The sequence below is a fragment of the Mycobacterium parmense genome (assembly GCF_010730575.1).
GTDB lineage: Bacteria > Actinomycetota > Actinomycetes > Mycobacteriales > Mycobacteriaceae > Mycobacterium > Mycobacterium parmense.
Map to the genome: position 1 here is coordinate 982,228 of NZ_AP022614.1, position 25,800 is coordinate 1,008,027.

The window sequence follows — 25,800 nt, forward strand, 5'->3', positions numbered from 1 at the left end:
CGAGTACCGTTTGCGACCGGAGGTCCGGGGCGATCCTGCGGGCGCGTCGACCCGCTTGCGGGAGAGAGGGCAGCAGCCAGGTGGCGGAGAAGACGACGCAAACCATCTACATCGAGGCCGACCCGGGCGTGATCATGCAGGTGATCGCCGACATCGATTCCTATCCGAAGTGGATCTCGGAATACAAGGAAGCCGAAGTGCAGGAGAAGGACGCCGACGGCTACCCGAAAACCGCGCGACTGGTCCTGGACGCCGCGGTCATCAAGGACACCATGGTCATGGCCTACACGTGGCCCAAAGACCGGCGATCGGTGAGCTGGACACTGGTCTCCAGTTCGCTGCTGCGCGCCCTGGAAGGCTCATACCGCTTGGCGCCCAAGGGTTCTGGCACCGAGGTGACCTACGAGCTCTCGGTCGACCTCGCGGTCCCCATGATCGGCCTGCTCAAGCGCAAGGCCGAGCGCCGGTTGACCGACACGGCGTTGAAGGATCTCAAGAAACGAGTCGAGGCTGAGTGAGTCCGCTGAATTCCGGGCTCCCGTCCCGGCCCGGATCAGTCTTTTCGTCGGCAAGGGCGGGGTAGGAAAATCCACCCTGGCCGCCGCCACCGCGGTCGGTGACGCAAGCGCGGGCCGGCGGGTGCTGCTGGTCTCCACCGACCAGGCGCACTCGCTCGGTGACGTGCTGGCCGTTGCGGTCCCGCCCAACGGACGCGGCGAGCCGGTGCGGGTGCTCGCCGACCTCGACACCGGGCAGGCCGAGGCGGGCGGCGGTTTCCTCGACGCCCTGGCGCTGGACACGCTGGCCCTGCTGGAGGCGCGGTGGCGCGGTGTGGTCGACACCCTGGACCGGCGGTTCCCCGACTCCGAGCTGAGCACCATTGCCCCCGAGGAGCTTTCAGCGCTGCCCGGCATCCAGGAGGTGCTCGGCCTGCACGCCGTCGGCGAACTCGCCGCCTCCGGGCGATGGGACCGTATCGTCGTCGACTGCGCCTCGACCGCGGACGCGTTGCGCATGCTGACGCTGCCCGCCACCTTCGCGCTCTACGTCGAACGCGCGTGGCCGCGCCATCGGCGGTTGACCCTCGCCGCCGACGACCCCCGGTCGGCGGCGGTCGTGGAACTCCTCGAGCGGATCAGCGCCAGCGTCGATCGGCTCTCCGCGCTGCTGACCAACGGCGAGCTGGTCGGCGCCCACCTGGTGTTGACCGCCGAGCGGGTGGTCGCCGCCGAAGCGATGCGGACGCTGGGATCGTTGGCGCTGATGGGGGTGCGCGTCGAGGAGCTGATCGTCAACCAGGTGCTGGTGAAAGACGATTCCTACGAATACCGCAACCTGCCGGACCACCCGGCCTTCTCTTGGTACGCCGAACGCATCGGGGAGCAGCAGGCCGTCCTCGACGAGCTCGACTCCGCCATCGGTGAGGTGGCGCTGGTCCTGACTCCGCACCTGTCCGGCGAGCCGATCGGCCCGAAGGCGCTGGGGGCGCTGCTCGACAGCGCCCGGCGGCGCGGTGGGACGGCGCCGCCGGGACCGCTGCGGCCGGTGGTGGACCTGGAATCCGGGTCGGGACTTGGGTCGACATACCGGATGCGGCTAGCGTTGCCCCAGCTCGATCATTCGGCGCTGACGCTGGGACGCGTGGACGACGACCTGATCATCAGCGCCGGCGGGTTGCGGCGCAGGGTCCGGCTGGCGTCCGTGCTGCGACGGTGCACGGTCCTGGACGCGCATCTGCGGGGCAGCGAGCTGACGGTTCGATTCCGACCAGACCCGGAGGTGTGGCCCAGATGAGCGGGGCTCACCCCGAAATCGGTCCGGAACTGCGCAGGCTCGCCCAGGCCATCCTGGACGGGATCGACCCCGCGGTGCGCACGGCCGCCGCGCTGACCGCCGGCGCGGGAGTGGGCACCGGCAAATGCCAGCAGGTGTGGTGCCCGGTGTGTGCGCTGGCCGCGCTGGCGACCGGCGACCAGCACCCGCTGCTCACCGTCGTGGCCGACCACAGCATCGCGTTGCTGGAGGTGATCCGGGCCATCGTCGACGACCTCGACCGGTCGTCGACCGCGACGCCGGAACCGCCGCCCGACGGGCCGCCGGGCGGCCGCCCCGGGGCGGAGCCGGACGCCGGTGCGGGCGTCCAAGACCGCGGCCCGAGATCCCGGTATCAGTCCATCCCCGTCACGGTCGAGGAGTGATTGGGGCGCGCCGAAGGTGGTCCCTGCCGTTACGGATAGGTACAGTTGGCGCAGGACACCGGCGGTGCGGGCGAGAGGGAGGGCCATGTGGTACTGGCTATTCAAGTACGTTCTGCTGGGTCCGCTGCTCTACGTGATAGGCCGGCCGAAAATCGAAGGGCTGGAACACATCCCGAGCTCCGGACCGGCAATCCTGGCCAGTAATCACCTGGCGGTGATGGACAGCTTCTACCTTCCGTTGATGGTGCGTCGCCGGATCACCTTCCTGGCCAAGGCCGAATACTTCACGGGCACCGGTCTCAAAGGCTGGTTCCAGCGCTGGTTCTTCACCGCAGTCGGCCAGGTGCCGATCGACCGCACCGACGCCGACAGCGCGCAGGCCGCCCTGAGCACCGCCGACAGGCTGCTCAGCCAGGGCAAGCTGCTGGGCATGTACCCCGAAGGCACCCGCTCGCCGGACGGCCGGCTGTACAAGGGCAAGACCGGCCTGGCGCGGCTGGCCCTGCACACCGGGGTGCCGGTGATACCGGTGGCCATGATCGGGACCAACGTCGTCAACCCGCCCGGCACCAACATGCTGCGGTTCGGGCGGATCACCATCCGCATCGGCGAGCCGATGGACTTCTCCCGCTTCGAAGGTCTGGCCGGTAACCGCTTCATCGAGCGGGCCGTCACCGACGAGGTGATCTACGAGCTGATGGGGCTCTCGGGCCAGGAGTACGTCGACATCTACGCGGCCAGCGTGAAAGAACAGCGCGAGCAGGCCGCCGCCGCCGAAGCCGCCCGGATCCCCGAGACCGCGGCCGGTTAGGCCGTCACCGGCGTCAACGGCTGCGCCGACGCGTCCCGCACGGGCCGCCGCGAGGCGACCGCGCACCCGGCCGCCACGATGACGGCGAGCGCCCACCACACGTAGGACATCCCGGCGAGCTGGCGCCACCAGACCGCCGCCGACTCGTGATGCTTGGGCAGCAAATCGATCGGCGTCCATCTCATCAGCGCCACTCCGAGCGCACTGACGGCCGCGAGCGCCGCGCTGCGGCGCCGCCACGCCAGCACCGCGGTCACCAGCACCGCCGGCAGCATCCAGACCCAGTGGTGTGACCACGACACCGGGGACACCACCAGGCCGAACAGCGCAACGCAGACGACCGCCAGCAGGGGCTCGCCGGCCCGCAGCACCCGCCGCATCGTCCACACCGTCAGCGCGAGGACCAGCAGCGACGCGGCCACCCACAGCAGGAAGCGGTGCTGCTCGGACAGGCCGGTCCGTGCGAGTGCGCCGGCGATGTTCTGGTCGGTGTTCAGTGCCGCCGCGCCGATCCGGTCGGTGTGGTGCACGGTGTGCGTCCAGTACTCCCACGAATCGTCGGACGCCAGAACGAAACCGAGCAACGTCGCCCCGACGAACGACGCCATCGCCGTCAGCGCCGCGCGGTTGTCTCGGCGCAGCACGAAATACAGCAGGAACACCGCCGGGGTGAGCTTCAGCGCGATTCCCACACCGAGCAGCAGCCCGCGCGGCCACGGGGTGCGCCGCGGCACGCAGTCGGCGATCACCAGCGTCATGAGGATGACGTTGATCTGGCCGAAGGCGAAGTTCGACACGATCGGTTCGAGCCACATCGCCGCCGGGACCACGATCGCGACGGCCAGCCACGACCGTCGCAACCAGGCCGGGCCCGGCAGCGCCGCCGAGGTGTCCCACACGTCCAAACGGGTCAGCACGATCACGGTCGACACCACCAGCAGCAGCAGGGTCAGCGCGGTGATCGCGACGCTGGCCGCGGGCATGTGCAGCCAGGCGAACGGGCAGAAGACGATGGCCGCGAGCGGGGGATACGTGAACGGCAGGTTCAGGCCGATCGGTGTGTGGAACTGCACGTCGCCGCGGTAGAGCGGATGCCCGTCCAGCCACGCCCGCGCGCCCATCTGATACACGTCGATGTCGATGCGATACGGCGTGTGCCCGAACAGCTGCCAGGCCACGTAGCCCAGTCCCGCCGCCGCCGCCAGCCACAGCAGGCACCACAGCAGCAGCTGCCCCGGTCGAATGCCCACCCCGGGCGCCTGCCGCATACTCATGTCGCTCAACAGCGTAATCGGTGTCGCGCCCGGCGCAGGCGCAGCGCGGCGCACGCTCGGTCGACGGCGACAGGCGTAGGTTGCAAGAGTGCTCCACTGGTTCGTGTCGAGGGCGTCGCGCTGGTTTGACCACGACATCCACGACAGCGGCCGGCTACCCTTGCTCTGCTGCCTGATCGCCTTCATCCTGACGTTCTTCGTCACCCGGTCTTTCGTGCGCATCATCCGTCACCGCGCCGACGCGGGTCGCCCGACCCGGTGGTGGCAGCCCCGCAACGTGCACATCGGCGGAGTGCACATCCACCACGTGACGTTCGGGGTGGTGCTGGTGCTGCTCTCCGGGCTGACGTTGGTCACCCTCTCCATCGACGGGCATGAGCCCCAATTCACCATCGCTGCAACATGTTTCGGGATCGGCGCCGCGCTGGTTCTCGACGAGTACGCGTTGATCCTGCACCTGTCCGACGTCTACTGGTCAGAGGACGGCCGGACGTCGGTGGACGCGGTCTTCGCCGCCGTCGCGGTGGCCGGGCTGCTCATCATGGGCCTGCATCCGCTGATGTTCTTCCTGCCCATCTGGCAGGGCGCCGACTCGGTGGCGCTGCGCGCCGCAGTCGGCAGCGCGATGGCGCTGACCCTGCCGCTGGCCGTGGTGGTGGTGCTCAAGGGCAAGGTGTGGACCGGTCTGCTCGGCATGTTCATCGTCGTGCTGTTGGTCGTCGGCGCCATCCGGTTGTCGCGCCCCCATGCGCCCTGGGCCCGCTGGCGCTACGGCGCCCAGCCCGACAAGATGCGGCGCGCGCTGCAGCGGGAACGGACACTGCGCCGCCCGGTCATCCGCGCCAAGCTGTATCTGCAGTGCGCCATCGCCGGCACGCCGCGACTGCCCGACGAACGGCTGGTCGACGCCCAACTGGACCACGAGGTGCATCCGGCGCCGCCACCCGAGGGGACCGAGCCCATCCTGATCGGCCGCTAGGCTGCCCGGGTGCGGTACTTCTACGACACCGAGTTCATCGAGGACGGCCGCACCATCGAGTTGATCTCCATCGGGATGGTCGCCGAGGACGGCCGCGAGTACTACGCGGTGTCCACGGAGTTCGACCCCGAGCGCGCCGGCAGCTGGGTGCGCGCCAATGTACTGCCCAAACTGCCGCCCCCCGCGTCGCAGGCGTGGCGATCGCGCAGGCAGATCCGCGAGGACCTCGAGGAGTTCCTGGCGGTCGGCGGCGCCGAACCGATCGAGCTGTGGGCCTGGATCGCCGCCTACGACCACGTGGCCCTGTGCCAGTTGTGGGGAACCATGCCGGAGCTGCCCCGGGCGATTCCGCGCTTCACAAGGGAACTGCGGCAGCTGTGGGAAGACCGCGGCTGCCCGCCGCTGCCGCCGCGGCCGCGCGACGTCCACGACGCCCTGGTCGACGCCCGCGAGCAACTGCACCGATTCCGCGCGATCGTCGCCGCTGCAGAGCGTTCGCCCTGATCAGGCCTGGCACGGCCGATGCCGCGACCCGGTTACCATGGACCGATGAACTGGACCGTCGACATCCCGATCGACCAGCTGCCGTCGTTGCCGCCGCTGCCGACCGACCTGCGCGCCCGGCTGGACGCCGCGCTGGCCAAGCCGGCGGCCCAGCAACCCAGCTGGCCCGTCGACCAGGCGGCGGCGATGCGCACGGTGCTGGAAAGCGTCCCGCCGGTGACGGTCCCCTCGGAGATCCTCCGGCTGCAGGACCAGCTGGCCCAGGTCGCCCGGGGCGAGGCCTTCCTGCTGCAGGGCGGCGACTGCGCGGAGACGTTCACCGACAACACCGAGCCCCACATCCGCGGCAACATCCGCACCCTGCTGCAGATGGCCGTGGTGCTGACCTACGGCTCGAGCATGCCGGTGGTCAAGGTGGCCCGCATCGCGGGCCAGTACGCCAAGCCGCGGTCGGCCGACATCGACGCGCTGGGCTTGAAGTCCTACCGCGGCGACATGATCAACGGCTTCGCGCCGGACGCCGGGGTGCGCGAACACGACCCGTCGCGGCTGGTGCGCGCCTACGCCAACGCCAGCGCGGCGATGAACCTGGTGCGGGCGCTGACGTCGTCCGGGCTGGCCTCGCTGCACGGGGTGCACGACTGGAACCGGGAGTTCGTCCGTACGTCGCCGGCCGGCGCACGCTACGAGGCCCTGGCCACCGAGATCGACCGCGCACTGAGGTTCATGAGCGCCTGCGGAGTCGCCGACCGGAACCTGCAGACGGCCGAGATCTACGCCAGCCACGAGGCGTTGGTGCTCGACTACGAGCGGTCGATGCTGCGGTTGTCCGAGGACGAGGATGGCGAGCCCCAACTGTTCGACCTGTCGGCGCACACCGTGTGGATCGGCGAGCGAACCCGCCAGCTCGACGGCGCGCACATCGCGTTCGCGGAGGTGATCGCCAACCCGATCGGCGTCAAGATCGGGCCCACGATGACCCCCGAGCTGGCCGTCGAGTACGTCGAGCGGCTCGACCCGCACAACAAGCCGGGCCGGCTGACGCTGGTGAGCAGGCTGGGCAACAACAAGGTGCGCGACCTGTTGCCGCCCATCGTCGAGAAGGTGCAGGCCGCCGGTCATCAGGTGATCTGGCAGTGCGACCCGATGCACGGCAACACCCACGAGTCGTCCAACGGCTACAAGACCCGGCATTTCGACCGCATCGTCGACGAGGTGCAGGGCTTCTTCGAGGTGCACCGCGCGCTGGGCACCCACCCGGGCGGCATCCACGTCGAGATCACCGGCGAGAACGTCACCGAGTGTCTCGGTGGGGCGCAAGACATTTCGGACACCGACCTGGTGGGCCGCTACGAAACCGCCTGCGACCCGCGGCTGAACACCCAGCAGTCGCTGGAGCTGGCCTTCCTGGTCGCGGAGATGCTCCGCGACTGAGCGCTCGGCATCGGGCGCACGCTCTCGGGCGCAGGGGCCGCTACAGCAGCCCGCTCAGGTTGCTGCCGATCGTCCACGCCGCGGCCGCGACCGACCCCGTGAGCGCCAGCACGATCGCCACCCAGACCAGCACCATCCGCCGACCGTGCTGACGCGCCCAGACGAAGTCGCCGAGCGGGATGCCGGCGAATTCGCCTGACACGGGCTCGTATTCGTAGTCGTCCGGCTCGTCGTCGGGTTCGGGCGGCCGGGCGCCGGCCCAGTCGCCGGGTCCGCGGGCGAACTGGCGGGTGGGTTGACGCGGTGGCCCGGCGCCGGGGTGGGGCGGTGGCAGCGTCGCGGACCGGTGCACCGCGGAGTTGCGCGGAGCGGGAACGCGAAAGTTCGGCAGCCCGAGCTCGGCGGCAAGCGCGTCCAGGTCTTCGCCCATCTCGACCGCGTCTGCGTACCGCGCGGACGGATCTCGGGCGGTCGCGCGTTGCACGAACTGGTCGAACTGCGGAGGCACCCCGTCGATCGCCGCGCTCGGCGGCGGCACGTCGGTGTCCAGCCGCCGGTAGGCGATCGCCAACGCCGAGTCGCCGGTGAACGGCGTGCGCCCGGTCAACAGCTCGTAGGTCAGGATCCCGACGGAATAGACGTCGCTGCGGGGGCCGGCGTCACCGTCGCGCACCTGCTCGGGAGACAGGTAGGCGGCGGTGCCCAGGATGACGCTGGTGGAGGTGATTCCCGCGGCCGCCACGGCGCGGACCAGCCCGAAATCGGCGATCTTGACGTCACCGTCGTCGGATATGAGCACGTTCTCCGGCTTGACGTCGCGATGGACCAGCCCGGCCCGGTGCGCCGCGGCGAGCCCGCCCAGCACCGGGCGAAGCACCGCGGCGGCGGCGTGGGGCGGCATGGGGCCGCGCTCGGCCAGCAACTCCCGCAGGGTGCCGCCCTCGACGAGCTCCATCACCAGGAAAGGGTGCCGGGCGTCGAGCCCCTGGTCGTAGACCGCGACCAGTCCGGGGTCCTTGAGCCGGGCGACCGTGCGAGCTTCGCGCTGGAAGCGGGTGAGGAACTGGCTGTCGCCGGCGTAGCGGGAGTCCATCACCTTGACGGCGACGGGTCGGTCCAGCCGGGTGTCCAGACCGTGGTAGACCGTCGAGGTGCCGCCGCTGGCGATCCGGAATTGGACCAGGTAGCGGCCGTCCAGCAACGTGCCGTCCAGCTCCTCGCCCGCCCCGCCTGCTGCCACGCAGCCATCGTAGGTGCGACCTCGGAACTGGCGTAAAAACCCGGCCGCACGGCGCGCGGTGCGGCCTACACTGACGCGGTGAGCAGCATTCCGGCTGGCGACGATGTTCTGGACCCCGACGAGCCCACGTACGACCTGCCCAGGGTCGCCGAGTTGCTCGGGGTGCCGGTCAGCAAGGTGCAGCAGCACCTGAGGGAAGGGCACCTGGTCGCGGTGCGGCGCAACGGCGGGCTGGTGGTGCCGCAGGTGTTCTTCAACGATTCGGGCCAGGTGGTCAAGAGCCTCCCGGGACTGTTGACGATCCTGCACGACGGCGGCTACCACAACACCGAGATCGTCAGGTGGCTCTTCACCCCGGACCCGTCGCTGACCGTCACCCGCGACGGCACCCGGGACGCCATCAGCAACGCCCGGCCGGTCGACGCCCTGCACGCCCACCAGGCCCGGGAAGTGCTGCGCCGGGCGCAGGCCATGGCCTACTGAGCCCTAGCCGGCGACGCCGGCTTCGGGCCGCGGCGCCCGCGCGAGGCCGTACCACGCGACCAGCCCGCACGCGGTGGCCAGCCCGAAGTGCAGCCACGAGTACATCCCGTGTGAGCCATCGGGTTTGAAGATCACCATCACCCAGGTCGACAGGCCGGCGATCACCGCGAGGGCTCGTCGTGACTGCGCCAGCGGGGCCCCCACCGCCAGCGGCCACGAGTAGTACCAGGGCAGGGCGGCCGGGACGAACAGCACCACGACCACCATCGACCGGGCGATGCCCGTCAGCGCAGCCCGGTCGTCGCGCCGGGACCGCCACCACAGCACGGGCAGCGACAGTGCGATGATCGCGATCCCGACGAACCGGGTGACCTGCAGCACGGCATAGAAGTTGACCGCGAAGAACACGCTGCCCCAGGCGTGGATGAGGTTGGCGGCCGCCGTGGGCACCGACAGCCAGTTGATGATCTTGACCGAGCCGGCCAGTGCGGTCAGCCAACCGAGCCCCACACCGGCCACTGCGGACAGCGCCCCGAACACCGCGACGAAGATCAGCAGCGAGGTCGCGGTCGCGGCGAGGAAGGCGCGGGCGGCGCCGTACCCGCGCCGGTCGCGGAAGTGCCGCATCAGGACCCACACCAGGAACGGCAACGAGATCGCCGCGGTCGCCTTGACCGCGCTGGCGACGGTGATCAGCGCGACCCCCAGCAGGTGGCGGCCGCCGAAGGTCAGTGCGATCCCGGCGGCCATCAGGCCCACCATCAGCATCTCGTTGTGCACCCCGCCCATCAGGTGGATGAGCACCAGAGGGTTCAGGACGCAGATCCACAGCGCCGTCGAACCGCTGGTGCCGAAGTGGCGGGACATCCGGGGAGCGGCCCAGATCAGCAGCGCCAGCCCCGGCAGCATGCAAAGCCGCAGCAGCATCGTCCCGGCGACCACGTTGTTGCCGACCAGCATGGTGACGAATCTCGCCACCAGGATGAAGGCCGGGCCGTAGGGGGCTGTGGTGATGGTCCAAATGGGACTGACGTTGTCCAGCAACGCATTCGGGTTGGCGACGGGCCCCACCGCGTAAGGGTCCAGGCCGTCGCGCAGCAGCGCGCCCTGGGCCAGATACGAATAGGTGTCGCGGCTGAAGACCGGCACCGACAGCAGCAGCGGCGCCAGCCAGAAGGCGGTGGTGGCCTTCATCACGAATTCGTCTGCCGCGCCGGTCAATACGCGCCTGCCCAGGCGCACCCACGCGATCAGCATGAGGCCGACGCCGGCCCACAGCAGGATCGACGACAGCACCAAGCCGTGGCCGAACCGCATCCACGACATGTGGATCGACTCGAGCAACGGGTCGTGCTGGCGCGTGCTGCCCGCACCCAGCGCCCCGACGGTGATCAGCACCGACGCGAGCATGCCCAGCTTCGCGGGCCCGGACTCGGCACCGCCGGCGAACCCGCGCAGCCGCGAGAAACCTTGAGCGGGAGGCGCGTCCGCGTTCGGTGCGCCGGCGGGCGGGGTGTGGGTCGGGGTCGTCATCGGTTCAGGCGGACCGCTCGGTGGCCATCCTGGCCAATTCGAACAGCCCCGCCTTGGCCGCAGGGTTGATGGGGGCGGCCGCCAGCGCGCCCAGCGCGCGCTCGGTCAGCGTGGCGATGCGCCGCTCCGCGGCGGCCAGCGCGCCCACCGACTCGATGACGCCGCGCAGCTCGCTCACCTGGGCGTCGGTCAGCTCGGCGCCGATCGAGCCCCGCAACAGAGCCGCCGCCTCGGGATCCGACTCCTCGGCCAGCTGCACCGCCTCGGCCAGCAGCACGGTGCGCTTGCCGGACCGCAGGTCGTCGCCGGACGGCTTGCCGGTGACCGCGGGGTCCCCGAAGACGCCCAGCACGTCGTCGCGCAGCTGGAACGCCACGCCGAGGTCCGTGCCGAACTCCCCGAAGACGGCCTGCACGTCGGGCCGGTCCGCGGCGGCCGCCGCCCCCAGCTGCAGCGGTCGCGACACCGTGTAGCAGGCCGTCTTGAAGGTGTCGACGTTCATCGCCGACGCGATCGACTCGGCGGAGCTGGCCTCGGAAACGATGTCGAGGTACTGGCCGCCGAGCACTTCGGTGCGGATCTCGGCCCACACGCGCCGCACGCGCCGCTGCGTGTCGGGGGACAGGTCGGCCCCGAACACGATGTCGTCGGCCCAGGACAGCGCGAGGTCGCCGAGCAGGATCGCCGCGGAGATCCCGAACCGCTCCGCGGACCCGCGCCACTTGCGCTCGCGGTGCAGGGCGGCGAAGTGCACGTGGGCGGTGGGCCGGCCGCGCCGGGTCGACGAGTCGTCGATCACGTCGTCGTGGACCAGGGCGCAGGCGTGCAGCAATTCCAGCGCCGAGAACAGCAACAGCGTGTCCGGTCCGGGCTCGTCGGTCGCCACGGCGCGCCAGCCCCAGTAGGCGAACGCGGGCCGCAGCCGCTTGCCGCCACCCAGCACGAAGTCCTCGAGCGCGGCGATCAGGGCGCCGTACTCGTCGCCGATGTAGGCGCAGCCGGCGCGCCGCATCTGCAGGTATCGGCGCAATTCATCGGTGATCGCGCCGGTGAACTCGGCGTTGGCCGCCGCCTCTGCGGCTTGTGGGCTCAGCGCTGCGCCCCCTTCTGTTCGGCGGGCCGTCCTTCGGCTCGGCCTGGCACGGATCGTGTTAAGCCCGACCAGTGTATTCGGCGCCGCGCCGCCGACCCCCTTGAGTGAGCACTGGCAACTCGCTGTGGCACACCCAAGTTGCTTCGACTGGCTTACTTTCTCGCGCCTATGCTTGCGGAGATGTCGTGGCCGCGCCCGGGCGTGCGGCCGGAATCCGCCCAGGGCAGTGATGGAGAGGAGCCGCGTGACCCTCAACACCGTCGCGCTCGAGCTGGTGCCGCCGAACTCCGACGATGGTCGGGAGCGGGCGCTCGAAGATGCGCGGAAAGTCGTGCAGTTCTCGGCCGAGTACGGGCTCGAGGGCCGGCTTCGCCACGTGATGATCCCGGGGATGATCGCCGAGGACGACGACCGTCCGGTCCCGATGAAGCCCAAGCTCGACGTGCTCGACTTCTGGTCGATCATCTCCCCGGAGCTGCCCGGATTCCGCGGGCTGTGCACCCAGGTCACCGCCTTCTCCGACGAGGCGGCGCTGCGCGGCCGGCTCGAGGAGCTGTGTGACGCCGGGATGGAGGGCGTGGTCTTCGTCGGCGTCCCGCGCACGATGAACGACGGGGAGGGCTCCGGCGTCGCCCCGACCGACGCCCTCTCGATCTACCGCGACCTGGTGCGCAACCGCGGCGTCATCCTGATCCCCACCCGCGAGGGCGAACACGGCCGGTTCAAGTTCAAGTGCGATCAGGGCGCGACCTACGGCATGACCCAGCTGCTGTACTCCGATGCGATCGTGGGGTTTCTGGCCGAGTTCGCCGACAACACCGAGCACCGCCCGGAAGTCTTGCTCTCGTTCGGCTTCGTGCCCAAGGTGGAAGGCCGTGTGGGCTTGATCAATTGGTTGATCCAGGATCCGGGCAACGCCGCGGTCGCCGAGGAGCAGGAGTTCGTCAAAAGGCTGGCCGCCAGCGAACCCGCAGACAAGCGCAGGCTGATGGTCGACCTCTACAAGCGGGTGGTCGACGGGGTCGCGGGCCTCGGCTTCCCGCTGAGCATCCACTTCGAGGCGACCTACGGGGTGTCCGGCCCCGCCTTCCAGACCTTCGCGGAGATGCTGGACTACTGGTCGCCACGGCAGGACTAGCCCGCCCGGGCCGGGTACGCCCGGCCCGGCTCAGTTGGGCGGCTGGTCGCGCGGCGCCGTCAGCCGTGGGGAGCGGTCCCGGCTCACCCACGCCAGCAGCGCCACGACGCCCGCGGCCGCGAACGACGCGATGCCCAGCCAGACGCCCGCGCCGGTGAAGGAACGGGTGTTGGGGTCGGTGTAGCGGGCCTGAGCGGTCATCGTGCTCACCACGCCGGGCTTGAGCTTCCACGACACCACATCGGGCTCGACCCGGTCGCCGTTGGTCGAGGTCACCACTCCGGGGAAGGCGACGGTCAGCTCGACGTCGGCATCGGCGTCGGTGAGCGACGTCAGGTCCGCGCGGCCTTCCAGGATGACCAGGTTGCCGTTGCGGCGCAGCGACAGGTTCACCCCCGAGGCGTCGGAGTTCATGTTGGCCAGCTGCGGCAGCTCGGCGAAGGTCAGGTCCGAGAACACCGCCTGAGAGCCGACGTAGCCGTCGCTGTCGTAGTTGGACACCGCGACCTTCTGGCTGAACGGCAGGTTGTTGCTGTCCAGCTGCGGACCGGTGTCCTTGGGCGTCTTAGGTTTCGCGGCGGCCACGACCTCCCCGGACACCAGGTCGTCGGGCGAGATGGTCAGCGACGCCCTGACCCGCAGGCACCCGGAGGCCAGCGGCACGATCAGCAGCAGCATCGCGATGGCCACCAGGCGCCGCCGCCTGGCGGTGAAGCCTCGGGTCCGGGATTGGGCAGGGCTGGCGGCGCGCACCAGGTCATCGTGCCAGACGGGCATTCGGCACGAGCGGATCGTCCCCGGTGGGGCGTTACAGCGGCAGTTCGCGCCCCAGGATCGCGAACGCCCGCGGATCCCCGGCGAAGTGGTAGCGGCGGATGACGTCGGTGAAGCCCAGTCGCCGGTACAACCGCCAGGCGCGGTTGGCTTCACCGTTGGCCTCCGGAGTGGACAGCAGGACGTTCTTCTCGGCGCGGCCCGCGAGCAGCCGCCGGGCCAGCGCCTCGCCGAGGCCGCGGCCCTGGGCCCTGGGGTGGATGTGCAGCTCAGTCAGCTCGAAGTAGCTGTTCATCAGCCGGGCGATCTCCTGTGGCGGGCGGCCGCCGCGTTGCATGCCGAGGACCACCTGCTGCTGCCACCACTGTCCGGGTGCGCCGGGGTAGCCGTAGGCCACGCCGAGCAGCGTGGCGTCGCTCAGTTCGCTGGCCGACGGCTCCTTGCCGTGGGCGCCGCCGGGCACCTCGGCGTCCACCACGCCCACCCCCCGCCATCCCGGCCGGCGGATGTGGTCCAGCCACATCGCGGCCCGCTGGTTCTCCGTGCCCCGCGGGTAGCGCATCGCGTCGACGTACACCGCCAGGGCGTCGCCGAGGCGGCGCTGCATATCGGCGGGGGACAAGTCGATGAGGAAAATCGCCAATTCGCGCTGTCCTGTCCATCCGGTGCTTCGGCGTGTGGCGCCTCCGCCATTATCAAACCCGAGGGGGGCCCGGCGCCGAGCGGTCTGAGGGGTTGGGACCGCGACGGGATAGAATCGCCGACGAACCAGTGGTACAGCGCAGATTGACCTCGTATCATTTGATTTAGTTGCCATCACAACGGGCATCCGCGTGCTATCGATAGTTACGTGTCAAATTGCCGGCAAGGAGGGACGAATGCCACTCTCCGATCATGAGCAGCGGATGCTCGATCAGATCGAGAGCGCTCTCTATGCCGAGGACCCCAAGTTCGCGTCGAGCGTACGCGGCGGAGGCCTGCGCGCACCCACCGCGCGCCGGCGCCTGCAGGGCGCGGCGCTGTTCGTCGCCGGTCTGGCGATGCTGGTGTCCGGAGTGGCGTTCAAGGCCACGATGATCGGAAGTTTCCCGATCCTGAGCGTCGTCGGCTTCATCGCAATGTTCGGCGGCGTCGTGTTTGCCATCACGGGTCCGCGGTTGTCCGGCAGGCCGGATCCCGGGTCCGCGCACGGTCCGCTGCGCCAACGCCGCACCAAGGGCGGCGGGGGCTCGTTCACCAGCAGGATGGAAGACCGGTTCCGCCGCCGCTTCGACGAATAGCGGGACCGCCGACGCAGCGGGGTGGCCGAGGGGCCGCCCCGCTTTTTTGTGCCGATTTTCGGTGAGCGGACGCCGAGTCCGTTCCGATTGCCAATCGAGGCCGAATCGAGCCCCGGGGCGTCGAAACCGCCCCACGGTGCCCCACCCCGCGCCCCACTTGCCCCCACTTGACGAAATCCGCGCCTGACAAGGGCTTTTCGGATGTGTCTCGTCAGCGGTGGCGCGATCGCCTGCCCGCATTGGTCGACCCGGCCCGGCGAGAAGTGGTGATTGGCCCAGGAAACGCCGCAACGCCATTCCAACTATGGGGCAGAGTGGGGGATTGTGGGGTATGGTGGCCGAAGTCGAGCGGGAGGTGATCTGGTGTTTCTCGGCACCTATACGCCCAAGCTCGACGACAAGGGGCGGCTGACGTTGCCCGCCAAGTTCCGCGACGCGCTGGCAGGGGGGTTGATGGTCACCAAGAGCCAAGACCACAGCCTTGCCGTCTACCCGCGCTCGGAATTCGAGCAGCTGGCCCGACGGGCCAGCAAGGCGTCGCGCAGCAATCCCGACGCTCGGGCCTTCCTGCGCAACCTCGCCGCCGGAACCGACGAGCAGCATCCCGACGCGCAGGGCCGCGTCACCCTGTCGGCCGACCACCGGCGTTACGCCGGCCTCTCCAAGGACTGTGTGGTGATCGGCGCGGTCGATTACCTCGAGATCTGGGATGCCCAGGCCTGGCAGGACTACCAGCAGACCCACGAAGAGAACTTCTCCGCAGCCAGCGATGAAGCACTCGGTGACATCATCTGAGGCGCATGCCCGTGCAACGTGGCCTCTGCCCGAACCGACCCTGGCGTACTTCCCCAACGCCAGGTTCGTGCCTTCGGACAGGGACCTCGGTGCAGGGGCGTCCCGCCCAACCCCCGGAGGCGTTGCGGTGGCTGACGATTCAGGCGAGTTCGGGCACATACCCGTCCTGCTGGACCGCTGCGTCGAGCTGCTCACCCCGGCGCTGACCCGCAAGGCCGCCGACGGGACCGGGGCGGTGCTCGTCGACGCGACCACCGGCGCGGCCGGGCACGCGGAGCGCTTTCTCACCGATCTGCCCGGGCTGCGGCTGGTCGGGCTCGACCGCGATCCCAGCGCCCTGGACATCGCGCACGCCCGGCTGGCCCGATTCGCCGACCGCGTCACGCTGGTGCACACGCGGTACGACGGGCTCGTCGATGCGTTGACCCAATCCGGCTACGCGGCAACGGGATCGGTGGACGGCGTGCTGTTCGACCTCGGTGTGTCGTCCATGCAACTCGACCGGGCCGAGCGGGGTTTCGCCTACGCCCAGGACGCCCCCCTGGACATGCGGATGGATCAGGAGTCACCTCTGACCGCTGCAGACATCCTTAACGACTACGACGAGGCGGCCCTGGCCGAGATCCTGCACCGTTACGGTGAGGAGCGGTTCGCGCGCCGCATCGCCGCGCGGATCGTCCGGCAGCGCGCCCGCACCCCCTTCACCACGACGGCGCAACTGGTAGAGCTGCTCTACCAAGCGATTCCGGCTGCGGCCCGGCGCACGGGCGGGCACCCGGCCAAGCGCACGTTCCAGGCGCTGCGGATCGCGGTCAACGACGAGCTCGGCTCGCTTCGTGCCGCGCTTCCCGCCGCGCTCGATGCGCTCGCCGTGGGCGGGCGCATCGTGGTGCTGGCCTACCAGTCGCTGGAAGACCGGATCGTCAAGCGCCTGTTCGCCGACGCGGTCGCGTCGCGCACGCCGGTGGACCTGCCGGTCGAACTTCCCGGCCACGAGCCACGATTCACGTCGTTGACGCACGGCGCCGAGCGCGCCGCGGCCGACGAGACCGAACGCAACCCCCGCAGCGCCGCGGTGCGCCTGCGGGCTCTGGAACGGACCGAGCCGGCTACACCGAAAGGCGACGCATGAAGGCAAAGCGCGAGACGTCGAAAAGGCGCGGGGGTAGCGACCGCCGAAGCGGGCGCGACGGGTCCGTCCGCACCAGCCGGCGCACGGCCGCCGATTCCGCGTCATCGCCGCGCACCCGACCCGGCCGGGTTACGGCTTCGGTCCGCGAAGCCCGGGTACCGAACTCCGGCCCCCAGACCAGCCCCATCGCCCGCCCGGTCGAGCGCCCCAACCGGCCCAAGAACGCGAGCCAGGCAAAAGCCCGGGCGAAGGCGCGGAAAGCCAAGGCGCCCAAGGTCATTCGGCCCAGCCTGACGGAGCGGTTGGCCGCCCGGCTGGCGTCGGTGGACCTGCGGCCGCGCACGCTGGTCAGCAAGGTCCCGTTCGTCGTGCTGGTGATCGGGGCGCTCGCCGTCGGGCTGGGCCTCACGCTGTGGTTGTCCACCGACTCCGCCGAGCGTTCCTACCAGCTCAGCCACGCCCGGGAGAAGAACCGGCTGCTGCAACAGCAGAAGGAATCGCTGGAACGCGACGTGCGCGAGGCCGAGTCGGCACCGGCCCTCGCCGAGGCCGCGCGCAAGCAGGGCATGATCCCGACGCGGGACACCGCCCACCTGGTGCAGGACCCGACCGGCAACTGGGTGGTCGTCGGCGACCCCAAGCCGGCCGACGGCGTACCGCCGCCACCGCTGAACGCCAAGATTCCCGACGAGGCCGCGACGCCGGCGAACCCGCAGGCGGTTCCCCCGGAGGTTCCGGTACGCCTGCAGCCGGCTCCCGTGCCCGGCGCCCCGCCCGTTCCGGCCCGCTCCGGGCCCGAGGCGCTGCTGCGCTCCCCGGACGGTTCGTCGACCGTCGGCGGCCAGCACCTGCCCGATGCGGCGCCCGGTATGCCCGGTATGCCCGGTATGCCCGGTATGCCCGGAGCGCCCGGTATGCCGCAGGGGCCGGCGTCCAACCAGGTCCCCGGCGCCGCGCCGGCCCCCGGCATGCCCGCACCGGGTCTGCCGGTGCCCGGTCTGCCGATGCCGGGTCTGCCGGTCCCGGCGGGACCGGTTGCGCCCGCGGCGCCGCCCGAGGTCTCGATCCCGTTGGGCGGGTTGCCGATTCCACCCCCGGCCCCCGTGCCGGCACCGCCGCCCGCGGAGGTGCCGGTTGCGGTCAACCCGGCGCCGGCGGTTCCGGCAGCCCCCGGCCCGGTTCCGGCTGACGGCCTGACGATGCCGGGCGCCGCCCGATGAGCCGCGGCGACGCGGGACGCAGCCGCCGGCCGGCCCGCGGCCCCCGCAGCCCGCAGGGCGCCCGGGAACCCGAGCAGTCGAAGCGCGCCCGCAAGGCCAAGGAGGCCACGAAGCGGCCGGACGCCGCACCCCTCGGCCACTCCGCGCGCGAGCGTCGCACCCGCCAGATCGCGCAAATGGGCACGCGCGGTGCGTCTTTCGTCGCACGGCACCGCGCCGGCAACGCGGTGATCGGCGCGCTGACGCTGGTGGCGGCTGCGCAGTTGTTCATGCTGCAGGTGACCGACGCCCCGGCGCTGCGCGCCCAGGCGGCGGGACAGCTCAAGGTCACCGACGTCGAAAAGGCCGTGCGCGGCAGCATCGTCGATCGACACAACGATCAACTGGCCTTCACCACCGAGTCGCGCGCGCTGACGTTCCAGCCGAAGAAGATCCGCCAGCAACTCGACGAGGCCAAGAAGAAGAACTCGGCCGCTCCCGACCCACAGGAGCGGATGCGCGACATCGCCCGGGAAGTGTCGACCCGCCTGGACAACAAGCCCGACTACGCGACGGTGCTCAAGAAGTTGCAGAGCGACGAGAACTTCGTCTACCTCGCGCGCGCCGTCGACCCCGCCGTCGCCAGCGCGATCTCCGAGAAGTGCCCGGAGGTCGGTTCGGAGCGACAGGACCTGCGGCAGTATCCGGGCGGATCCTTGGCGGCCAACATCATCGGCGGCATCGACTGGGACGGCCACGGGCTGCTCGGGCTCGAGGAGTCGATGGATTCCGCGCTGTCCGGCACCGACGGCTCGGTCACCTACGACCGCGGATCCGACGGCGTGGTCATCCCCGGCAGCTATCGCAACCGGCACAAGGCGGTCAACGGCTCGACGGTCCAGCTGACCATCGACGACGACATCCAGTTCTACGTGCAGCAGCAGGTTCAGCAGGCCAAGAACGTGTCCGGGGCGCGCAACGTCTCGGCCGTCGTCCTCGACGCGAAGAGCGGCGAGGTGCTGGCCATGGCCAACGACAACACGTTCGACCCGTCGCAGGACATCGGGCGCCAGGGCGACCGCCAGCTGGGCAACCTGGCGGTGTCGTCGCCGTTCGAGCCGGGTTCGGTGAACAAGGTGATCACCGCGTCGTCGGTGATCGAGTACGGCCTGTCCAACCCCGACGAGGTGTTGCAGGTGCCCGGCTCGATCAACATGGGTGGGGTGAATGTGCACGATGCCTGGGAGCACGGCGTCATGCCCTACACCACCACGGGCGTGTTCGGTAAGTCGTCCAACGTGGGCACCCTGATGCTGGCGCAGCGCGTCGGGCCGGAACGCTTCTACGACATGGTCCGCAAGTTCGGGCTCGGCCAGCGCACAAAGGTCGGGCTGCCGGGTGAGAGTGCCGGCCTGGTGCCGCCCATCGACCAATGGTCGGGCAGCACGTTCTCCAACCTGCCCATCGGACAAGGCCTTTCGATGACGCTGCTGCAGATGGCGGGCATGTACCAGGCCATCGCCAACGACGGGCTGCGCATACCGCCCCGAATCATCAAGGCCACCATCGCTTCCGACGGCACCCGGACCGAGGAGCCGCGCCCCGAGGGCGTGCGGGTGGTGTCGCCGCAGACGGCACAGACCGTGCGGGGCATGCTGCGTGCCGTGGTGCAACGCGACCCGATGGGCTACCAGCAGGGGACCGGGCCGGCCGCCTCGGTGCCGGGCTATCAGATGGCCGGCAAGACGGGTACCGCCCAGCAGATCAACCCCGCCTGCGGCTGCTACTTCGACAACGTCTACTGGATCACGTTCGCGGGCATGGCCACCGTGGACAACCCGCGATACGTCGTCGGCATCATGATGGACAACCCGGAACGCAACGCTGACGGCTCGCCCGGGCACTCGGCGGCCCCGCTGTTCCACAACATCGCCGGCTGGCTGATGCAGCGGGAGAACGTGCCACTGTCACCCGACCCCGGGCCGCCGTTGACGTTGCAGGCGACCTAGCCTTCTTCGCCGAGCGGGGTGCCGCCGTCGTGCGAGCGCGCGCGTCCGTACGGCGACACGCCGCTCGTGGCGTACAACTGCGGACGCTCGCGGGTACGCACCGGCCGCATCCCGCGCCTGCCCGCCGGCCTGTTTTGCTATGAGATCCTGATGGCGTTGCGACCGCTGACCGACGAAGCCCTCGAACAGATCGTCGACACCATCCTCCCCGCGCTTGCGGGGCCACTCGGCCGGCGCGCTGTGCCCGATCCGGCAAATCCCGACGCGCCGATGCGCCTGGGTAGGGTGTCATGGCCGATCATGGCTTACGGAGGTGGTGAATGGTGTCGGTGCCGGAGGCGCTGCGGCCACACGCCGTCCCCGGCGCGCCGCTGCCGGTGCTGGCGGCCCAGGTCGGCGCGGTGCCGGCCGACCGGGTCGCGACCGTTCCCGACGTCTCGATCACGGGGGTGACCCTGCGCGCGCAGGACGTGTTGCCCGGCGACCTGTTCGCCGCGCTGCCCGGGGCCACCACGCACGGCGCCCGCTACGCCGCCGACGCCCTCGAGCGCGGCGCGGTCGCGGTGCTCACCGACGCCACCGGGGTGGCCGAGCTGGGTTCCCTCGCCGCGGTCGTGCCTACGCTGGTGCACCCGGCGCCCCGCCGTGTGCTGGGCGGGCTGGCCGCGGCCGTGTACGGCAAGCCGTCCGAGCGGGTCACGGTCGTCGGGATCACCGGGACGTCGGGCAAGACGACCACCACATACCTGGTCGAGGCCGGCCTGCGCGCCGGCGGGCGCGTCGCGGGGCTGATCGGCACCATCGGCGTCCGCATCGACGGCGCCGACATTCCCAGCGCGCTGACCACGCCCGAGGCCCCGGCCCTGCAGGCGATGCTGGCGGCCATGGCCGAACGCGGCGTGGACACCGTCGTCATGGAGGTGTCCAGCCACGCGCTGACGCTGGGCCGCGCGGACGGCACCGGGTTCGCGGCGGCCGGCTTCACCAACCTGTCGCGCGACCACCTGGACTTCCACCCGACAATGGACGACTACTTCGAGGCCAAGGCGTTGCTCTTCGACCCCGCCTCGCCGCTGCGGGCGCGCCGGGTGGTGGTGTGCGTCGACGACGACGCCGGCCGCGCCATGGCCGCCCGCGCCGGTGACGCGATCACCGTCAGCGCCGACGGCCACCCGGCCCACTGGCGGGCCTCGGACGTCGGCCCGCTGGGCGCCGGAGGCCAGCAGTTCGTCGTGCGCGACCCCGCCGGCGTGCACCACCGGATCGGCATCCGGCTGCCCGGCCACTACAACGTCGCCAATTGCCTTGTGGCGCTGGCGCTCCTGGACCTGGTGGGGGTGTCCCCGGAGCAGGCGGCGCCCGGCCTGCTGGACACCGGGGTCCCCGGCCGGATGGAGCGGGTCGACCGCGGCCAGGATTTCCTGGCCCTGGTCGACTACGCACACAAGCCGGGTGCGCTGCAGGCGGTGCTGGGCAGCCTGCGCGGCCCGGGCCGCCGGCTGGCGGTGGTGTTCGGCGCCGGCGGCGACCGCGACCCGGGCAAGCGGCGGCCGATGGGGCGGATCGCGGCGGAGCTGGCCGACCTGGTCGTCGTCACCGACGACAACCCGCGCGGCGAGGATCCCGCGGCGATCCGTCGCGAGATCGTCGCCGGGGCGGGCGAGGGCCCCGGCGCCGCCGAGGTGGTCGAGATCGGCGACCGGCGCGAGGCGATCGCGCATGCCGTGGCCTGGGCGGGGCCCGGCGACGTGGTCCTGGTCGCCGGCAAGGGCCACGAGACGGGGCAGCGCAGCGGCGTGCAGACCCGGCCGTTCGACGATCGGGTCGAGCTGGCGAAGGCGCTGGAGGCGCTCGGGGCTTCGAGGGCACCGCGATGATCGAGCTGACCGTCGCCGCGATCGCCGACGTCGTCGGCGGCCGGCTCACCGACATCTCGCCGCAGGACGCCGCGCGGCTGCGCGTCACCGGGACCGTCGAATTCGACTCGCGCAGGGTCGGCCCGGGCGGGCTTTTCCTGGCGCTGCCGGGGGCCCGCGCCGACGGGCACGACCACGCCCGCGCGGCGGTGGCGGCGGGCGCCGTCGCCGTGGTCGCGGCCCGGCCGGTGGGCGTGCCCGCCATCGTGGTGCCTCCGACGGGGGCGCCCGATGCCCGGGCCGGGGTGCTCGAACACGACGCCGACGGGTCGGGGTCGGCGGTGCTGGCCGCGCTGGCCCGACTGGCGCAGGTGGTGGCCGCCGAGCTGGTGGCGGGCGGGCTGCGCATCGTCGGGATCACCGGCTCGTCGGGCAAGACCTCGACCAAGGACCTGGTGGCCGCCGTGCTCCGGCCGCTGGGTGAGGTGGTGGCGCCGCCGGGCTCGTTCAACAACGAGCTGGGGCACCCCTGGACGGTGCTGCGTGCCACGCGCGACACGGACTTCCTGGTGCTCGAGATGTCGGCGCGCCACCCCGGCAACATCGCCGCGCTGGCCGAGATCGCCCCGCCCTCGATCGGCGTGGTCCTCAACGTCGGCACCGCGCACCTGGGCGAGTTCGGTTCCCGCGAAGCCATTGCCCGCACCAAAGCCGAACTGCCGCAAGCTGTCCCGGCATCCGGCGTGGTCGTGCTCAACGCCGACGACCCGGTGGTCGCCGCGATGGCCGACGTGACCGCCGCGCGGGTGGTCCGGGTCAGTCGTGCTGGCGCCGGCGACGTGCGGGCCGGCGACGTTTCACTCGACGAACTGGCCAGGCCGCGCTTCACGCTGCACGCGCAAGGCGCCCAAGCCCGGGTCCAGCTCGGCGTCTACGGCGACCATCAGGTGACCAACGCGCTGTGCGCCGCCGCCGTCGCGCTGGAATGCGGCGCGAGGGTCGAGCAGGTCGCGGCCGCGCTCGCCGAGGCGGGCCCGGTGTCGCTGCACCGGATGCACGTGACCACCCGCGCCGACGGCGTCACCGTGATCGACGACGCCTACAACGCCAACCCCGACTCGATGCGGGCCGGGCTGCAGGCGCTGGCCTGGATCGCCCATGGCCGCGACGCCGGAGCCGCCGGCAGGCGCAGGAGCTGGGCCGTGCTCGGGGAGATGGCCGAACTCGGCGAGGACGCGGTGACCGAGCACGATGCCATCGGCCGGCTGGCCGTGCGCTTAGATGTGTCTCGACTCGTCGTCGTGGGAAGTGGGAGGTCGATGAGCGCCATGCACCACGGAGCGGTCCTCGAGGGGGGTTGGGGCACCGAGTCGGTCAACGTGGCCGACGGCGACGCCGCCCTGGCCCTGCTGCGCGCCGAAGTCCGACCCGGCGACGTGGTGCTGGTGAAGGCGTCCAACGCCGCCGGGCTCGGGGCGCTGGCCCAAGCCCTGGCCACCGAGACCTCGCCGGCCCCCGAAACCCCGGCCGGCAAGGCCCGCCCGTGAGACAGATCCTGATCGCCGTCGCCGTCGCGCTGGCCGTCTCAATCCTGCTGACCCCGGCCCTGATTCGCCTGTTCACCAAGCAGGGGTTCGGCCACCACACCCGCGAGGACGGGCCGCCGAGCCACCACGCCAAGCGCGGCACACCGTCGATGGGCGGGGTGGCCATCGTGGCCGGCATCTGGGCCGGTTACCTGGGCACCCACCTCGCCGGGATGGCGTTCGACGGCGAGGGCATCTCCGCGTCGGGCCTGCTGGTGCTGGGCCTGGCCACCGCGCTGGGTGGCGTGGGATTCGTCGACGACCTGATCAAGGTCCGCAGGTCGCGCAACCTCGGGTTGAACAAGACGACCAAGGCGCTCGGACAGGTCGTCGCCGCGGTGCTGTTCGGCGTGCTGGTGCTGCAGTTCCACAACGCCGGCGGCCTGACCCCGGCCAGCGCCGACTTGTCCTACGTGCGCGAGGTGGCCACCGTCGCCCTGACGCCGGGGCTGTTCGTCGTGTTCTGCGTCGTCGTCGTCAGCGCGTGGTCGAACGCGGTCAACTTCACCGACGGCCTGGACGGCCTGGCCGCGGGCAGCATGGCGATGGTCACGGCCGCCTACGTGCTGATCACCTTCTGGCAGTACCGCAACGCGTGCGTCACCGCGCCGGGGCTGGGCTGCTACAACGTGCGCGACCCGCTGGACCTGGCGATCGTCGCGGCCGCCACCGCCGGGGCCTGCATCGGCTTCCTGTGGTGGAACGCCGCGCCCGCCAAGATCTTCATGGGCGACACCGGGTCGCTGGCGCTCGGCGGCATCATCGCGGGGCTGTCGGTCACCAGCCGCACCGAGATCCTCGCCGTCGTGCTCGGCGCCCTGTTCGTCGCCGAGGTCACCTCGGTGGTGCTGCAGATCCTGGCCTTCCGCACCACCGGGCGCCGCGTGTTCCGGATGGCGCCGTTCCACCACCACTTCGAGTTGGCCGGCTGGGCCGAGACCACGGTGATCATCCGCTTCTGGCTGCTCACCGCGATCGCCTGCGGCCTGGGCGTGGCCCTGTTTTACGGCGAGTGGCTGGGCGCGATCGGTGCGTGAGGCGCGCGACCCGTTGGTGCCGGGCGCGCCCGTCCTGGTGGCCGGCGGCGGTGTCACCGGCAAGGCCGTCCTCGGGGCGCTGACGCGCTTCGGTGCCGCACCCACGCTGTGCGACGACGACCCGGCCACGCTGCGCCGCTACGCCGACGACGGGGTGGCGACCGTGACCGGACCGGTGGCCGCGCAGCGCGTCGCCGACTACGCGCTGGTGGTGACCAGCCCCGGCTTCTCGCCGACCACCCCGCTGCTGGCGGCCGCGGCGGCCACGGGGGTGCCGATCTGGGGTGACGTGGAGCTGGCCTGGCGGCTCGACGCCGCGGGCCACTACGGCCCGCCGCGCCGGTGGCTGGTGGTGACGGGGACGAACGGCAAGACCACCACGACGTCGATGCTGCACGCCATGCTGACCGCGGCGGGCCGCAGCGCCGTGCTGTGCGGGAACATCGGTGACCCGGTGCTGGACGTGCTCGACGCGCCGGCCGAGCTGCTGGCCGTCGAGCTGTCCAGCTTCCAGCTGCACTGGGCGCCGTCGCTGCGCCCCGAGGCGGGCGCGGTGCTCAACATCGCCGAGGACCACCTCGACTGGCATGCCTCGATGGCCGAGTACACCGCCGCCAAGGCCCGGGCGCTCAACGGCCGGGTCGCGGTGGTGGGGCTCGACGACGCGCGCGCCGCGGCGTTGCTGGAGACCGCGACGGCCCCCGTGCGGGCCGGCTTCCGCCTCGGCGAACCGGCCGCCGGGGAACTGGGCGTGCGCGACGGCCGGCTGGTCGACCGCGCGTTCGCCGACGACCTGGACCTGCTGCCGGTCGCCTCGATCCCGGTGCCCGGGCCGGTCGGGGTGCTCGACGCGCTGGCCGCGGCGGCGCTGGCGCGCAGCGTCGACGTGCCCGCCGAGGCGATCGCGGCCGCGGTCGCGTCGTTCCGGGTGGGCCGGCACCGGGCCGAAGTGGTCGCCGTCGCCGACGGGATCACCTATGTGGACGACTCCAAGGCCACCAACCCGCACGCCGCGGAGGCGTCCGTGCTGGCCTACCCGCGCGTCGTCTGGGTGGCCGGGGGTCTGCTCAAGGGCGCCTCGCTGGACGCGGAGGTCGCCAGGATCGCGTCCCGGCTGGCCGGCGCGGTGTTGATCGGCCGTGATCGGCACGTGGTTGCGCGAGCGTTATCGCGACACGCGCCGGATGTACCGGTGGTCCACGTTGTGACAGGCGAGGATGCTGATATGGATGCGGCTCCTGATGCAGATGTGACAGAAGTGAAACATTCGGACGGGGACCTCGGGACCTGCGTCATGACCGCCGCGGTGGCCGCGGCCCGAGGCCTTGCGCACCCGGGCGACACGGTGCTGCTGGCGCCGGCGGGCGCGTCGTTCGACCAGTTCACCGGTTATGCCAACCGCGGCGATGCGTTCGCGGCCGCCGTGCGCGCGGCGATCCGGTAGG

Annotated in this window: 24 protein-coding genes; 18 read left to right on the forward strand and 6 right to left on the reverse strand. The window is 71.2% G+C overall.

Going from position 1 to position 25,800, the window contains the following annotated elements:
* Positions 1–80 precede the first annotated feature (80 nt).
* The 4 genes from G6N48_RS04450 (at position 81) to G6N48_RS04465 (ending at position 3,009) form a co-directional block, all read left to right on the forward strand.
* Positions 81–518, forward strand: coding sequence for an SRPBCC family protein (locus G6N48_RS04450; RefSeq protein WP_085267198.1), 438 nt, complete (start codon positions 81–83; stop codon positions 516–518).
* Entirely contained in the window at positions 511–1,794 is a 1,284-nt protein-coding gene (locus G6N48_RS04455) for an ArsA family ATPase (RefSeq protein WP_085267197.1), read from the forward strand. The genes G6N48_RS04450 and G6N48_RS04455 overlap by 8 nt, the downstream gene beginning before the upstream one ends.
* Positions 1,791–2,198 carry a hypothetical protein gene (locus G6N48_RS04460; RefSeq protein WP_085267217.1) on the forward strand — a complete coding sequence of 136 codons (408 nt, stop codon included), beginning with the start codon at positions 1,791–1,793 and terminating at the stop codon, positions 2,196–2,198. The genes G6N48_RS04455 and G6N48_RS04460 overlap by 4 nt, the downstream gene beginning before the upstream one ends.
* 85 nt (positions 2,199–2,283) lie before the next feature.
* Positions 2,284–3,009 carry a lysophospholipid acyltransferase family protein gene (locus G6N48_RS04465; RefSeq protein WP_085267196.1) on the forward strand — a complete coding sequence of 242 codons (726 nt, stop codon included), beginning with the start codon at positions 2,284–2,286 and terminating at the stop codon, positions 3,007–3,009.
* Here G6N48_RS04465 and G6N48_RS04470 read toward each other — a convergent pair.
* Positions 3,006–4,283, reverse strand: coding sequence for a glycosyltransferase 87 family protein (locus G6N48_RS04470; protein ID WP_085267195.1), 1,278 nt, complete (start codon positions 4,281–4,283; stop codon positions 3,006–3,008). The genes G6N48_RS04465 and G6N48_RS04470 overlap by 4 nt on opposite strands.
* Positions 4,284–4,386: 103 nt before the next feature.
* Between G6N48_RS04470 and G6N48_RS04475 the strand changes: the two genes are divergently transcribed.
* The 3 genes from G6N48_RS04475 to G6N48_RS04485 are packed head-to-tail and all read left to right on the forward strand — an operon-like array spanning position 4,387 to position 7,200.
* Complete coding sequence (locus G6N48_RS04475; RefSeq protein WP_179969928.1) at positions 4,387–5,262, forward strand: hypothetical protein; 876 nt, start codon at positions 4,387–4,389, stop codon at positions 5,260–5,262.
* A gap of 9 nt (positions 5,263–5,271) precedes the next feature.
* On the forward strand, positions 5,272–5,766 hold the full coding sequence (locus G6N48_RS04480; protein ID WP_085267193.1) for a polyadenylate-specific 3'-exoribonuclease AS: 495 nt from the start codon (positions 5,272–5,274) through the stop codon (positions 5,764–5,766).
* A gap of 45 nt (positions 5,767–5,811) precedes the next feature.
* Positions 5,812–7,200: a class II 3-deoxy-7-phosphoheptulonate synthase gene (locus G6N48_RS04485; RefSeq protein WP_085267192.1), complete on the forward strand. Its 1,389-nt coding sequence runs from the start codon at positions 5,812–5,814 to the stop codon at positions 7,198–7,200.
* 40 nt (positions 7,201–7,240) lie between these two features.
* On the opposite strand, the gene G6N48_RS04490 is transcribed toward G6N48_RS04485, so the two are convergent.
* Positions 7,241–8,440, reverse strand: a complete 1,200-nt coding sequence (locus G6N48_RS04490) for a protein kinase domain-containing protein (protein ID WP_232066535.1) — start codon at positions 8,438–8,440, stop codon at positions 7,241–7,243.
* 78 nt (positions 8,441–8,518) lie between these two features.
* On the opposite strand from G6N48_RS04490, the gene G6N48_RS04495 reads away from it, so the two are divergent.
* Positions 8,519–8,923, forward strand: coding sequence for an Rv2175c family DNA-binding protein (locus tag G6N48_RS04495; protein ID WP_085267191.1), 405 nt, complete (start codon positions 8,519–8,521; stop codon positions 8,921–8,923).
* Between the two features lie 3 nt (positions 8,924–8,926).
* Here G6N48_RS04495 and G6N48_RS04500 read toward each other — a convergent pair whose 3' ends face one another.
* Both G6N48_RS04500 and idsA2 read right to left on the reverse strand, forming a co-directional pair.
* Positions 8,927–10,456, reverse strand: a complete 1,530-nt coding sequence (locus tag G6N48_RS04500; protein ID WP_085267190.1) for an alpha-(1->6)-mannopyranosyltransferase A — start codon at positions 10,454–10,456, stop codon at positions 8,927–8,929.
* A 4-nt stretch (positions 10,457–10,460) separates the two neighbouring features.
* Positions 10,461–11,549, reverse strand: a complete 1,089-nt coding sequence (idsA2, locus tag G6N48_RS04505; protein ID WP_308205265.1) for a bifunctional (2E,6E)-farnesyl/geranyl diphosphate synthase — start codon at positions 11,547–11,549, stop codon at positions 10,461–10,463.
* Positions 11,550–11,793: 244 nt separating this feature from the next.
* On the opposite strand from idsA2, the gene G6N48_RS04510 reads away from it, so the two are divergent.
* A complete protein-coding gene (locus G6N48_RS04510) occupies positions 11,794–12,687 on the forward strand; it encodes a mycobacterial-type methylenetetrahydrofolate reductase (RefSeq protein WP_085267188.1) in 894 nt (297 codons plus the stop codon).
* 30 nt (positions 12,688–12,717) lie between these two features.
* Here the strand turns inward: G6N48_RS04510 and lppM are convergent, their stop codons facing one another.
* Both lppM and G6N48_RS04520 read right to left on the reverse strand, forming a co-directional pair.
* Positions 12,718–13,365 (reverse strand): lipoprotein LppM, encoded by a 648-nt coding sequence (gene lppM, locus G6N48_RS04515; protein WP_085267215.1) that lies wholly within the window; start codon positions 13,363–13,365, stop codon positions 12,718–12,720.
* Positions 13,366–13,495: 130 nt separating this feature from the next.
* Positions 13,496–14,104 carry a GNAT family N-acetyltransferase gene (locus G6N48_RS04520; protein WP_085267187.1) on the reverse strand — a complete coding sequence of 203 codons (609 nt, stop codon included), beginning with the start codon at positions 14,102–14,104 and terminating at the stop codon, positions 13,496–13,498.
* A 235-nt stretch (positions 14,105–14,339) separates the two neighbouring features.
* Here G6N48_RS04520 and G6N48_RS04525 point away from each other — a divergent pair, with 235 nt between their 5' ends.
* The 9 genes from G6N48_RS04525 to murD all read left to right on the forward strand — a co-directional run bounded on the left by G6N48_RS04525 (position 14,340) and on the right by murD (position 25,799).
* On the forward strand, positions 14,340–14,741 hold the full coding sequence (locus G6N48_RS04525; protein WP_085267186.1) for a DUF3040 domain-containing protein: 402 nt from the start codon (positions 14,340–14,342) through the stop codon (positions 14,739–14,741).
* Positions 14,742–15,104: 363 nt separating this feature from the next.
* Positions 15,105–15,536, forward strand: a complete 432-nt coding sequence (gene mraZ, locus G6N48_RS04530; protein WP_085267185.1) for a division/cell wall cluster transcriptional repressor MraZ — start codon at positions 15,105–15,107, stop codon at positions 15,534–15,536.
* Positions 15,511–16,668, forward strand: a complete 1,158-nt coding sequence (gene rsmH / locus G6N48_RS04535; protein ID WP_139825568.1) for a 16S rRNA (cytosine(1402)-N(4))-methyltransferase RsmH — start codon at positions 15,511–15,513, stop codon at positions 16,666–16,668. The genes mraZ and rsmH overlap by 26 nt, the downstream gene beginning before the upstream one ends.
* Positions 16,665–17,888: an FtsB family cell division protein gene (locus G6N48_RS04540; RefSeq protein ID WP_085267183.1), complete on the forward strand. Its 1,224-nt coding sequence runs from the start codon at positions 16,665–16,667 to the stop codon at positions 17,886–17,888. Before rsmH ends, G6N48_RS04540 begins: the two co-directional genes overlap by 4 nt.
* Positions 17,885–19,876 (forward strand): peptidoglycan D,D-transpeptidase FtsI family protein, encoded by a 1,992-nt coding sequence (locus G6N48_RS04545; RefSeq protein ID WP_085267182.1) that lies wholly within the window; start codon positions 17,885–17,887, stop codon positions 19,874–19,876. Before G6N48_RS04540 ends, G6N48_RS04545 begins: the two co-directional genes overlap by 4 nt.
* Positions 19,877–20,196: 320 nt before the next feature.
* Positions 20,197–21,753, forward strand: coding sequence for a UDP-N-acetylmuramoyl-L-alanyl-D-glutamate--2,6-diaminopimelate ligase (locus G6N48_RS04550; RefSeq protein WP_085267181.1), 1,557 nt, complete (start codon positions 20,197–20,199; stop codon positions 21,751–21,753).
* Positions 21,750–23,279 (forward strand): UDP-N-acetylmuramoyl-tripeptide--D-alanyl-D-alanine ligase, encoded by a 1,530-nt coding sequence (locus G6N48_RS04555; protein WP_085267180.1) that lies wholly within the window; start codon positions 21,750–21,752, stop codon positions 23,277–23,279. Before G6N48_RS04550 ends, G6N48_RS04555 begins: the two co-directional genes overlap by 4 nt.
* The gene (gene mraY, locus G6N48_RS04560; RefSeq protein ID WP_085267179.1) at positions 23,276–24,355 is read left to right on the forward strand and encodes a phospho-N-acetylmuramoyl-pentapeptide-transferase; all 1,080 of its coding nucleotides are present in this window, start codon (positions 23,276–23,278) and stop codon (positions 24,353–24,355) included. Before G6N48_RS04555 ends, mraY begins: the two co-directional genes overlap by 4 nt.
* The gene (gene murD / locus G6N48_RS04565; protein WP_179969844.1) at positions 24,348–25,799 is read left to right on the forward strand and encodes a UDP-N-acetylmuramoyl-L-alanine--D-glutamate ligase; all 1,452 of its coding nucleotides are present in this window, start codon (positions 24,348–24,350) and stop codon (positions 25,797–25,799) included. The genes mraY and murD overlap by 8 nt, the downstream gene beginning before the upstream one ends.
* The last annotated feature ends 1 nt before the right edge of the window (position 25,800 follow it).